This is a genomic window from Sphingomonas sp. GM_Shp_1 (assembly GCF_026540895.1).
Lineage (GTDB): Bacteria > Pseudomonadota > Alphaproteobacteria > Sphingomonadales > Sphingomonadaceae > Sphingomonas.
Window position 1 is genome coordinate 21,007 of sequence record NZ_JALNUR010000035.1, and the last position, 11,508, is coordinate 32,514.

At 67.7% G+C, this 11,508-nt stretch carries 12 protein-coding genes; 6 read left to right on the forward strand and 6 right to left on the reverse strand.

The window, feature by feature from the left end:
* Positions 1 to 203 precede the first annotated feature (203 nt).
* Positions 204 to 1,493 carry a homoserine dehydrogenase gene (locus OXQ33_RS14665; RefSeq protein WP_267435429.1) on the reverse strand — a complete coding sequence of 430 codons (1,290 nt, stop codon included), beginning with the start codon at positions 1,491 to 1,493 and terminating at the stop codon, positions 204 to 206.
* A 122-nt stretch (positions 1,494 to 1,615) separates the two neighbouring features.
* On the opposite strand from OXQ33_RS14665, the gene OXQ33_RS14670 reads away from it, so the two are divergent.
* Positions 1,616 to 2,185 (forward strand): 3'-5' exonuclease, encoded by a 570-nt coding sequence (locus OXQ33_RS14670; RefSeq protein ID WP_267435430.1) that lies wholly within the window; start codon positions 1,616 to 1,618, stop codon positions 2,183 to 2,185.
* 163 nt (positions 2,186 to 2,348) lie between these two features.
* On the opposite strand, the gene OXQ33_RS14675 is transcribed toward OXQ33_RS14670, so the two are convergent.
* The 5 genes from OXQ33_RS14675 to OXQ33_RS14695 all read right to left on the reverse strand — a co-directional run bounded on the left by OXQ33_RS14675 (position 2,349) and on the right by OXQ33_RS14695 (position 5,099).
* A complete protein-coding gene (locus OXQ33_RS14675) occupies positions 2,349 to 2,786 on the reverse strand; it encodes a hypothetical protein (protein WP_267435431.1) in 438 nt (145 codons plus the stop codon).
* Positions 2,787 to 2,805: 19 nt separating this feature from the next.
* Positions 2,806 to 3,294, reverse strand: a complete 489-nt coding sequence (locus OXQ33_RS14680; RefSeq protein ID WP_267435432.1) for a hypothetical protein — start codon at positions 3,292 to 3,294, stop codon at positions 2,806 to 2,808.
* Positions 3,295 to 3,331: 37 nt separating this feature from the next.
* Positions 3,332 to 3,601, reverse strand: coding sequence for a hypothetical protein (locus OXQ33_RS14685; protein WP_267435433.1), 270 nt, complete (start codon positions 3,599 to 3,601; stop codon positions 3,332 to 3,334).
* A gap of 18 nt (positions 3,602 to 3,619) precedes the next feature.
* On the reverse strand, positions 3,620 to 4,054 hold the full coding sequence (locus OXQ33_RS14690) for a CoA-binding protein (protein ID WP_267435434.1): 435 nt from the start codon (positions 4,052 to 4,054) through the stop codon (positions 3,620 to 3,622).
* Positions 4,055 to 4,148: 94 nt separating this feature from the next.
* Positions 4,149 to 5,099, reverse strand: a complete 951-nt coding sequence (locus OXQ33_RS14695; protein ID WP_267435435.1) for an Mrp/NBP35 family ATP-binding protein — start codon at positions 5,097 to 5,099, stop codon at positions 4,149 to 4,151.
* 71 nt (positions 5,100 to 5,170) lie between these two features.
* Here OXQ33_RS14695 and OXQ33_RS14700 point away from each other — a divergent pair, with 71 nt between their 5' ends.
* The 5 genes from OXQ33_RS14700 to OXQ33_RS14720 form a co-directional block, all read left to right on the forward strand.
* A complete protein-coding gene (locus tag OXQ33_RS14700; protein WP_267435436.1) occupies positions 5,171 to 6,298 on the forward strand; it encodes a protease modulator HflK in 1,128 nt (375 codons plus the stop codon).
* Positions 6,295 to 7,161 (forward strand): protease modulator HflC, encoded by an 867-nt coding sequence (locus tag OXQ33_RS14705; protein ID WP_267435437.1) that lies wholly within the window; start codon positions 6,295 to 6,297, stop codon positions 7,159 to 7,161. Before OXQ33_RS14700 ends, OXQ33_RS14705 begins: the two co-directional genes overlap by 4 nt.
* A gap of 108 nt (positions 7,162 to 7,269) precedes the next feature.
* A complete protein-coding gene (locus tag OXQ33_RS14710; protein ID WP_267435438.1) occupies positions 7,270 to 8,799 on the forward strand; it encodes a Do family serine endopeptidase in 1,530 nt (509 codons plus the stop codon).
* A 114-nt stretch (positions 8,800 to 8,913) separates the two neighbouring features.
* Positions 8,914 to 10,524, forward strand: coding sequence for a helicase HerA-like domain-containing protein (locus tag OXQ33_RS14715; RefSeq protein ID WP_267435439.1), 1,611 nt, complete (start codon positions 8,914 to 8,916; stop codon positions 10,522 to 10,524).
* A 407-nt stretch (positions 10,525 to 10,931) separates the two neighbouring features.
* Positions 10,932 to 11,508: oligopeptide transporter, OPT family (locus tag OXQ33_RS14720; RefSeq protein WP_267435440.1), on the forward strand; the 577-nt coding region annotated here is incomplete at its 3' end.

An 11,508-nucleotide genomic window follows, 5' to 3' on the forward strand; every position in this document is an offset into this window, starting at 1 on the left:
CGCCTGGGGCTTTCCCTCCCCCATCCCCTCCCGCCTGCGGGAGGGGAGCGGCAAGACCAACCGGCCGCCCCCAAGTAACTCCCCTCCCGCAGGCGAGTTTCAGGTCGGTCATGCCCCCGGCATGACCTAAACGATGCGGGGCATCGTTTACCTGAAACTGGGTTGGGGGAGGGCACGGGGTCTCACCGAAACCTACCCTTCGATTACCCCAAAATATGCATCAACAACGGCTGCCCAACCAAGCTCTGGCTCCCGCGCAGCCGCTCCAGAGCCTGCGCCACCGCGCGCTCCGGCCCCTCATGCGTTACGATGGCGATCATCACGCCACCATCCGCCGCCTCGCCACGCTGGATCAGACTTTCGATCGAAACCCCCGCATCACGCATCGCGGCGGCGATCTCGGCCAGGACGCCGACCTTGTCCTGCACGGTAAAGCGCAGATACGCCCGCCCGCGCCGCTCGCCGCTATCGGCCTTCACCGCCGCCGTCAGCTCATGCGCGGGCATGGCGAAGGACGCGCCATATTCGCCGCGCGCGATGTCGATCAGGTCGGCGACCACCGCACTGGCCGTGGGGCCGTCGCCCGCGCCGGCGCCCTGGAACAGCAGGCGCCCCACGAAATTGCCCTCCGCCACGACCGCATTGGTCGATCCGGTGACATGCGCCAGCGGATGGTCGAGGGGCACCAGATGCGGATGCACCCGCTGGAACAGGCCGTTCGCCCCCTCCTCCGCCACGCCGACCAGGCGCACCCGATACCCCAGCGACGCCGCCTGCGCGATATCGGCGGCCAGCACATGGCGGACGCCACCGATCGCGACGTCATCGAAAGCGGGCTGCGTCCCGAAGGCGATCGCCGCCAGGATCGACAGCTTGTGCGCGGCATCCACCCCGTCGATGTCGAAGCTGGGGTCCGCCTCGGCATAGCCGAGCGCCTGGGCCTCGGCCAAAACCTCGGCGAAGTCGCGGCCTTCCGCTTCCATCTTGGACAGGATGAAATTGCAGGTGCCGTTGAGGATGCCATAGACGCGCGCAATGGCATTGGCCGCCGCACCTTCGCGCAAGCCCTTGATGACCGGAATGCCGCCCGCAACCGCCGCCTCGAACTTCAGCGCGGCGTTGGACGCCTCCGCCTTCTGCGCCAGTTCCAGCCCGTGATGCGCCAGCATCGCCTTGTTGGCGGTCACGAAGCCACGGCCTGCGTCAAGCGCTGTGCGGGCGAGCGTCAGCGCCGGGCCGTCCGATCCGCCGATCAGCTCGACCACCACATCGGCATCCTCGCGAGAGGCCAGCGCGGCGGTATCGTCCACCCATTCGAAGCGCGACAGGTCGACGCCCCGGTCCTTGGTCCGGTCGCGCGCGGAGATGGCGACGATCTCGATCGGGCGACCGGCACGCCGGGTAATCAGCTCGCGGTTCGCATCGAGCAGGCGAATGACGCCGCCCCCTACCGTGCCGAGTCCCGCCAAAGCCACCCGCAATGCGTCGCCCATATCGTCTTCCTGTATCCCGAGCGTTCGTAGAGCCCCGGCGGGTAGCGGATAGAAATGGTCGCTGTCGAGCCATGGGGCGACCTTTTATTGCTCGAATGGTGATAGGGCGCTAAAGTGGCGGGATGATCTCCCCCGATTTCGTGGTCATCGACGTCGAAACCGCGTGCCAGCGTACCAGCAGCATCTGCCAGATCGGCATCGTCGGCTATGCGGCGGGCGTCGAGGTGCTGGCCTATGAAACGCTGGTCGACCCGTGCGACGAGTTCAGTCATTTCAACATCGGCATCCACGGCATCACCGCCGAGCATGTGCTGGGCAAGCCGACCTTCGCGCATCTTCATCCCGAACTGGCCGCGCATTTGGGCGGGCGGGTGACGGTGGCGCATTCGGGGTTTGATAAGGGCGCCCTGGGCCGCGCGTGCGAGCGCGATGCGCTGCCTCCGATCGCCGCCCGCTGGCTGGACAGCGTGACGATCGCGCGGCGGGCCTGGCCCGAACTTCCCAACCACAAGCTCAACACGCTGGCGACGTTCCTGGACCTGGAGCATCGGCATCACGATGCGCTGAGCGATGCGCGCGCGGCGGGGCAGGTCGTGCTGCGGGCGATGGCGCAGACCGGGCTGACGCTGACCGACTGGTTCACCCCGCCGCCCTCGGCGCGGGCACGCGCGCGGCGACAGGCCGGGGCCTAACCATCCGATCCTCCCCATCTCCGATGGGGAGGGGGGACCGCGCCCGCAGGGCGTGGTGGAGGGGCACACAACGGTCGCGAAGGGCTCTGCCTCTCCACCACCGGGCTGCCGCCCGACGGTCCCCCTCCCCAAGCCGAGCTTGGAGAGGAATGGGATTTTGGGATCAGGGTTCCAGATGTCCCTGCGGCCCCGGCCCGTCCAGCGCGATGGGGACGCGGTTGCTCTTGTCGCGGGACTTGTCGACCAGCTTGCTGATCCCGATCCGCGCCTCGTTGGCGAGCAGCATCGCGGGGCCGAGGATGTTCACGCCCGTCTGGCACCCCCATTGGCTGGCGGCGCAGGGCGTGCCCGACGCCCGCAACGCACCGATCCCGGTCAGTTCAGGATTGGAAGGCGTCGGGCCCTTGGGCTCCTCCCCCGGCACGTCGGGGATACGGTCATCGGCCTGCCGCCGCCCGCAGACGATCACATCCTCCCTGGTTCCCGCCGAGGGCGGGCAGGGATCGCGCGCCAGGATCGAAAAACGCTCCGTGCCCGGGGCGGCCGGTGGCGGCGGGGCGGCCTGGGTCGCCTGGAGGGCGATCAGCAACAAGGCGATCATCGGCCGTTCCTCCTTCGCGTCATGGCGCGGGCTTGCGCAATGTCGGGCCGCCGCCGCCACGCGGGTTGCTGTCCATCGTCACCCCGGCAAAGCCACCCCCGACCAAGAAGGGCGACATATCCTTGACCGGGTTGGAGCGCGCGAGCAGCCTAGTCCGTTCCTCCATCACCCCTTCGTGGCGCGGATCGCCGGGCTCCGGCGGGATTTCGAAGGGCATGCGGAAGCGATCGGCATTGCGACGACCGCAGACGGTGATGTCGGTCCCGTTAGGGTCATAGACGCAGCGTTTCTGGACCCCGCTCGCTTCGCGGGTCTTCGCCATGATCGCCTCGACCGACGGGACCGCCGGTGGCGCTCCGTCCTGAACCGGCTCCGGCATTACCGGCATGGTCCCCAGCATCGCCCCCAGCACGGCCATCGTCATCGCCACCATGACACCTCCCGGCATCGCGTTCGCCCGGACCAGATCGATCAGGCGCGGGGCATCATGCCCGGTTCCACGATACACCCGTCAGTATCGTTACGCTTATGTCATTTTTAGGGCGTCAGTCGATCTGGGTGCGGAACAGCGTGCGCGGCTTGCTGCGGCAATATTTGTCGCCGACCACGGCGCAATACGTACCGTCATTGGCGAAGGCCCGCGCCTTGGAATCGATCGGCGTGCCGTGATCCTGCGCGAGGCGATAGGGCGAGGGCTTCGCCGTGCCCGGACAGGCCCCCGTGGCGCAGGCGGGCGTCAGCCGGGGCAGGGTCATCGCATGACCGGCATGGCCTTGCGGAGCGGCCAGCATCAACAGGATCGGTACCATCGCCATTCTCCCCTCTTGGTGGTTTCAGTTCTGACCGACCGGCTCGACGCCCAGCCGGGGCAGTTCGATCGCGGGGCAGCGGTTCATCACGACCTTCAGCCCGGCGGCCTCCGCCCGCGCGGCGGCCTCCTCGTTGACGACGCCCAATTGCATCCAGACCGCCTTGGCCCCGATCGCGATCGCCTCATCCACGATGGGCCCGACCGCGTCGGAGCGGCGGAAGATGTCGACGATGTCGATGGGGTCGCCCAATTGGCCCAGCTCGCGGAAGACGAACTCGCCATGCACATGCTCGCCGGTGATCTGCGGGTTGACCGGGATCACGCGATATCCGTGATCCTGAAGGCGCTTCATCACGCCGTAAGAGGGCCGGTCGGGGCGATCCGAGGCGCCGACCAGCGCGATGGTGCGCGCCTCCTGCAACAGAGTGCGGATATCTTGATCATCGGTCAGCGGCATGGACGGTCCCCTTTAGCGGACCGCCCGTCCGGCCTGTCGGACCAACGGTTGCGGGCGGTCTATACCGCTCCAACGCCTCGACGATCCGCCGGTTTCATCCGCGCCCGAGCCAGTCCGCCACCGACTTGGCCAGCGGTGCGAAGGTCGTGTCTCCCTCCCCCGCCGCCGGCGGCTGTCCCGCATCGGAAGCCGTGCGAATCGCGATGGTCAGCGGCACCCGGCCCAGGAACGGAATCCCCAGTTCCGCCGCCGCCGCCTCGGCCCCGCCGGATCCGAACGGGTCCGAATATTCGCCGCAATGCGGACAGCGATAGCCCGCCATATTCTCGACCAGGCCGATGATCGGCACGCCCGCCTTGGTGAACAGGTCGATCGCCCGCCGCGCATCGATCAGTGCCAGGTCCTGCGGGGTCGAGACGATCACCGCGCCCGCCGGGCGATGCTTCTGCACCATGGTCAGTTGCACATCGCCGGTGCCGGGCGGCAGGTCGAGCACCAGCAATTCGGTCGCGCCCCAGTCGCCATCGACCAGCTGGCTGAGCGCGCCCGCCGCCATCGGCCCGCGCCAGGCGATCGCCTTGTCCGGCTCGACCAGCTGCCCCATCGAGAGCAGCGACACACCATAGGGCGTGGGCACGGGTTGCAACTTGCCGTCTTGCGCGACGGGCTTCACCCCTTCGGCGGCCATCAGGCGCGGCTGGGACGGGCCATAGATATCGGCATCGACCAGCCCGGTCTTGATCCCGCCCCGCGCCAGCGCGATGGCGAGATTGGCGGACAGGGTGGACTTGCCCACCCCGCCCTTGCCGCTGGCCACCGCGATGATCCGGCGCTCGCGCTTTTCGGCGGTCAGGACGACGCGGACGTCCTCCGCCCCCGACTGGATCGCGGCGGCCTTCACCTCTTCCTCCAGCGCCTGTCGGCCCGCGCCGTCGAGCCCCGTGGTGTCGAGGACGACGCCCGCCCGCGCGCCCTCCATCCGCACATTCGCGCGCTTGCCCGCCACCGCGGCCACCGCCGCCTTTACCGTCTCGATGATGCTCATGGCCGCCAGATAGGATGCGATACGCGGCTTGGCACTGTTTTTGTCGGCGAACCGTTCCTATAACGATGAGCATGAGAAAGCTGACGGGCCGGTTTCAACGCCCCCCCAATCTAGCCGCCGAAACGCCGAAGGGCCCCTGGGGCGGGTCCGGCGAGGACTCCGATGGTGGCCCCCGCAACCCCTGGGCGGTGCCGCCGGGTGGCCGCAAGGCACCGGGCAAGCCCACCGCACTGGATGAATTCATCCGCAAGGCGCGCGGCGCCGGCGGCGGCGGTCCGGGCGAAGGCCCCGGCGGCACGGGCGGCGGCTTCGGCGGCATTCCGGGCGCGCCCGGTGGCCGCACGCTCTGGGCGATCGGCGCGGCGATCCTGTTCGGCATCTGGGTGCTCTATACCTCGATCCACCCGATCGGCCCGCAGCAACGCGGCGTCGTCACCTATTTCGGCCGCTATACCGGCATATTGGAACCGGGCATCCAGTTCACGGCCCCCGCCCCCATCGCCAGCGTGCGCGTGCTGGACGTGCAGAAGATCCGTACGGAGAATTTCCCCGAAGGCTCGGACGCGAATCTGGTCCTGACCGGGGACCAGAACATCATCGACCTGACCTATTCGGTGCGCTGGGACATCGCCAATCCGCGCGATTACGCCTTCCGCCTCGCCCAGCCGCAGGAAACCGTCCGCGCCGCCGCCGAGAGCGCGATGCGCGCGGTGATCGCGGAGACGACGCTGGACCAGGCGCTGGGTTCGGGCCGCACCGGCATCGAGCAGCGCGTGCAGGAACTGACCCAGGCGATCCTGAACGAGTATCGTTCGGGCGTGCGCATCCAGGGCGTGGCGATCAAGCAGGCCGCCCCGCCGCAGCAGATCGTCGACGACTTCAACAAGGTGACGGCGGCGCAGCAGCGTGCGGTCGCCGATGTGAACCAGGCCCGCTCCTATGCGCAGCAGGTGATCGCGCGCGCCCAGGGTGAGGCGGCGCAGTTCGACAAGATGTACGAACAATATCGCCTCGCCCCCGAAGTGACCCGCCGTCGCATGTATTACGAGACCATGGAGGCCGTGCTGGCCAAGTCCGACAAGACCATCGTCGAGGCACCGGGCGTCGTCCCCTATCTGCCGCTGTCCAAGGCGCGGCCGACACCGCCGCCGCCCGAAGTCGCGACGCCCACCCCCACCACCCAGGGAGGTGGCCAGTGAACGGCCTGACCCTTCGCAACCCGATCGTGCTGGGTGTCGCCCTGCTGGTCGCGGTGATCGTCGCGGCGGCGACCTTCGCCATCGTGCCCGAGACCAAGCAGGCGGTCATCTATCGCTTCGAACAGCCCCGGCGGATCGTCAACGGCTATCGCCCGAACGAGGAACTGGGGGCGAGCGGCGCCGGGCTGATCGCGCGTATCCCGTTCGTCGACCGGATCGTGTGGGTCGACAAGCGGGTGCTCGACCTCGATCTGGAAAAGACCCAGGTCCTGTCGACCGACCAGTTGCGCATGAATGTCGATGCGTTCGCACGCTTCCGCGTGGTCGATCCGCGCCGGATGCTGGCGACGGCGGGCACCGTCGACGGCGTCGTCAACCAGCTTCGCCCGATTTTCGGCTCGGCGCTGCGAAACGAACTGGGCAAGCGCCGCTCGACCGAATTGCTCAGCCCGGAGCGTGGCCAGGTGATGGACGCGATCCAGGTTCGACTCGACCGAATCGCCCGCCAGTACGGCGTGCAGATCGTCGATGTCCGGATCAAGGAGGCCGAGCTGCCGCCGGGCACCCCGCTGGAAAGCGCGCTTGCCCGGATGCAGACCGCGCGTCAGCAGGAGGCGATCACCATCGCCGCGCAGGGGCAGAAGCAGGCGCAGATCGTCCGCGCCGATGCCGATGCGCAGGCCGCGCAAATCTATGCCCAAGCCTTTGGCAAGGATGCGGGTTTCTATGATTTCTATCGCGCCATGCAGTCCTATCGCCATACCTTCGGCGCGGACGGCAGCACGCAGGAACATGGCAACACCCAGATCATTCTGTCGCCTGAGAACAGCTATCTGAAGGAATTCACCGCGCCGGGTCGATAAGGATTTATACACCTTTCGACCTGTTCATATTCAAGCGTTGTTCAGCAAAATCGTGACATATAGGCCACGGTCAAACTGAATTTTCTTCATTGAGAGGACCTTAGCCCAGTGCGCTACGCCTACGCCATTACCAGTGCGCTCCTTCTCGGTGGTGCGACCGCGACCCTGGCCCTCCAGCCGGGCACCGCGCAGGTCGCGCAGAACGAGCCGGGCGCGATCCAGGCCGTCGCGCCCCGCGCCGGTGCGCCGATGAGCTTTGCCGACATGGTCGCCAAGCTCCAGCCCGCCGTCGTCAACATCTCCACCAAACAGTCGATCACCGTGAAGCAGCAGGCGAACCCGTTCGCCGGTACGCCGTTCGAGGGCTTTTTCGGCCAGTTCGGCGGCCAGGGCGGACCGCAGCCGCAGAAGCGCGAGGGAGCGTCGCTGGGTTCGGGCTTCCTGATCTCGCCCGACGGGTACATTGTCACCAACAACCATGTGATCGCGCCGGGCGCGGCGGGGGCGTCGGTCGACTCGATCACCGTCACGCTCAACGACCGCAAGGAATATACCGCCAAGGTCGTGGGCCGCGACGAGACCTCGGACCTCGCGGTCCTGAAGATCGACGGCAGGAACCTGCCCTTCGTCCGCTTCGGCGATTCGTCGCGGGCGCGGCCCGGCGACTGGGTGCTGGCGATCGGCCAGCCCTTCGGCCTGTCGAGCACCGTGACCGCCGGTATCGTGTCGGCGGTGCACCGCGTGACCGGCCAGGGCGGCGCGAACGATCGCTTCATCCAGACCGATGCGGCGATCAACCAGGGCAATTCGGGCGGCCCGATGTTCGACATGAACGGCAACGTCATCGGCATCAACAGCCAGATTTATTCGCAGTCGGGCGGCAATATCGGCATCGGCTTCGCCATTCCGGCGGAGGACGCCAAGCCGATCATCGACCGGCTGATGAAGGGCCAGAAGATCGAGCGCGGCTATCTGGGCGTGCAGATCGGCGGCCCGGTCAATGACGATGTCGCCGCCTCGCTGGGCGTGCCCAAGGGCCAGGGCGAGATCATCGCCAAGGTCGAGCCGGACGGCCCCGCCGCCAAGGCCGGGCTGAAGGCCTTCGACGTGGTCACCAAGGTCAACGGCCAGGCGGTGACGCCCGAGCAGACGCTGTCCTATCTGATCGCCAATGTCCCGCCGGGCGGCCGCGTCCAGCTCGACGTGTTGCGCGGTGGCAAGCCGGTGTCGCTGACCGCGACCGCCGCGACCCGTCCGTCGAACGACGAACTGCGCGCGACGATGGGCGACGGTTCCGACGCCTTCCCGGACGATGACGACGATGCGCAGGTCGCACCCACGGCGGGCGGCGGACTGGGCCTGTCGGTGCAGGCGCTGACCCCCGCGATCGCCCGCGCGATCAACGTCGATCCGACGACGCAGGGCGTGGTGATCGCGGCGGTCGATCCGTCGAGCGATGCCGCGTCCAAGCTGAAGCGGGGCGACGTCATCACCGCGATCAACGGCACCGCCGTCCGCAGTGCCGCCGACATCCAGCGGATCGTGGCCGCCGCCAAGGCAGCGGGTCGTCCGCAGGTGCTGGCCCAGATCACGCGCGGTCGCATCGCGGGCGCCCTGATCCCGCTGCGCATCAAGTAACACCCGTCTTTTCCCTGCCCCACCAGGGGAGGCCAGGGAAAAAGGCCGTCGCATCTCGATGATGCGGCGGCCTTTTCCTATTCCCGTCGCCCAACACCGCGATAAGATGCGGGCATGGACGGCATCTTCATCGGCATGGGCGGCGGCAAGCCGCAGACGATCGACCTCAAGCGTGCGAACCGGCACGGCCTGATTGCGGGTGCGACCGGCACTGGCAAGACGGTGACGCTGCAAACCATGGTCGAGGGCTTCTCCCGCGCGGGCGTCCCCAGCTTCGTCGCCGATGTGAAGGGCGATCTGTCCGGCCTGGGCATGGCGGGATCGTCGCTGGGCAAGACCCACGCCGCCTTCACCGCGCGCGCCGCCGAATTGGGGCTGACCGACTGGGCCTATGAAGCCGCGCCGGTGCAATATTGGGACCTGTTCGGAACGCAGGGGCATCCGGTGCGCGCGACCGTGTCCGAAATGGGGCCCCTGTTGCTGTCGCGGATGATGGGGCTGAACGAGACGCAGGAGGGCGTGATGACCATCGCCTTCCATGTCGCGGACAAGGAAGGGTTGCTGCTGCTCGACCTCGACGATCTCCAGGCGATGCTGGCCGAATGCGCCGCGCGGGCGGACGAACTGACGACCATCTACGGCAATGTCTCCAGGCAATCGGTCGGCGCGATCCAGCGGGCGCTGTTGCAGCTTCGCACCCAAGGGGCGGAGCATTTCTTCGGCGAGCCCGCGCTCGAACTCGCCGACCTGATCGCCACCGACGATTCGGGGCGCGGCGTCGTCAACATCCTCGCCGCCGACCAGCTGATGGCGAGCCCCAAGCTCTATGCCACCTTCCTGCTCTGGCTGCTGTCCGAACTGTTCGAGCAACTCCCCGAAATCGGCGATCCCGACAAACCTAGGCTCGTCTTCTTCTTCGACGAGGCGCACCTGCTGTTCGACGATGCCGCGCCCGCCTTGGTCGATACGATCGAGCGGGTGGTGCGGCTGATCCGGTCCAAGGGCGTCGGCGTCTATTTCATCACCCAGAACCCCATCGACGTGCCCGACAAGATCGCAGGGCAGTTGGGCAACCGGGTGCAGCACGCGTTGCGCGCCTTCACCCCGCGCGACCAGGCGGCGGTGCGCTCGGCGGCGGAGACGTTCCGCGCCAATCCCGGCGTCGATGTCGCCAGCGCGATCACCGAGTTGAAGGTCGGCGAGGCCCTGGTCTCGCTGCTCCAGCCCGATGGATCCCCCTCGCCCGTAGAGCGCACCCTGATCGCCCCGCCGCGCAGCCGGGTCGCCCCGGTGACACCGGAGGAGCGCAAGGTCCTGGTCGAAACCGATGCGGTCGGCGCGAAATATGATCAGGCGATCGACCGCGAGTCCGCCGAGGAGCTGCTCGCCGCCAAGACGCAGGAAGCCGCTGCCGCTGCCGCCGAGGCCAAGGCGCAGACGGAGGCCGACAAACAAGCCGCGCAAGCCGCCAAGGCCGATGCCAGGGCGGCAAAGGAAGCCGAACGCGCGCGGATCGCGGAACAGCGCGAGGCGGCCAACTCGCCCTGGGCCAAGATGGCGACCAGCGCGGCGCGATCGGCCAGTTCGTCGATCGGACGACAGGTGGCGAACGAGATCGGCAAGCAGGTGTTCGGTGGCGGCTCGCGGCGAAGGTCGAACAGCGCGGGCGGTGGGATCGTCGGCGCTGTGGTGCGGGGGGTGCTGGGAAATCTCTTCCGGGGGTAATTTCCCTGCCTCCGTTCAGCCTGGGCGTCGTCGAGGGCCACAGGATTGAGTTTTTACAAGCCATCACGCCACCACCCCGGCGAAAGCACGGGTCCACGTGCCACCAAGTTGGCAGTATACGGTAAGACGAGCGCGTGGCTTCGGTATCCCGCTATCGATAATGCACTGCAACTGGACCCCGGCCTCCGCCGGGGTGGCGTGATGGAGGCAGACAGCATCCCGTGGCCTTCGACTTCGCTCAGAGCGAACGGCGCTTGGGAATGAGGGCCTTATTTCGACGATGGACCTCCTGCCGAGGCCGAGGACCATCCACCGTTCGCGCTGAGTGAAGTCGAAGCGCACGCCGCCCGCTCACCCCGATACGGAAACGCTAGGCGAGCGCGCCGCACTCTGCCACATCTGCGGGCATGAGCCGTACTCCGACCGCTACCACCCCGCCGATCGCCGAACTCACCCTTCGCGGGATCGCACTGGGCGGGATCATCACGCTGCTGTTCACCGCCGCGAACGTGTATCTGGGCCTCAAGGTCGGGCTGACCTTCGCCACCTCGATCCCGGCAGCGGTCATCTCGATGGCGATCCTGCGCTATCTGCCGAACAGTTCGGTGCTGGAGAACAACATCGTCCAGACGGTCGCCTCGGCGGCGGGGACGCTGGCGGCGATCATCTTCGTACTTCCCGGCCTCGTCATGATCGGCTGGTGGCAAGGCTTCCCCTATCTTCTGACCGCCGGGATCACCGCCACGGGGGGCATATTGGGCGTGATGTTCTCGGTGCCGCTGCGCCGCGCGCTCGTGGTCGATACCGACCTTCCCTATCCCGAAGGCCGTGCCGCCGCCGAGGTGCTGAAGGTCGGCGCAGGCAGCCGTGAGGGCGAGGCGGAGAGCGCGGTCGGCCTGCGGCTGATCGTGGTCAACGCGATCGCCTCGGCCGGGTTTGCCATACTTACCCAGACCAAGCTGGCCGTCGCCGAAGCCGCCATCT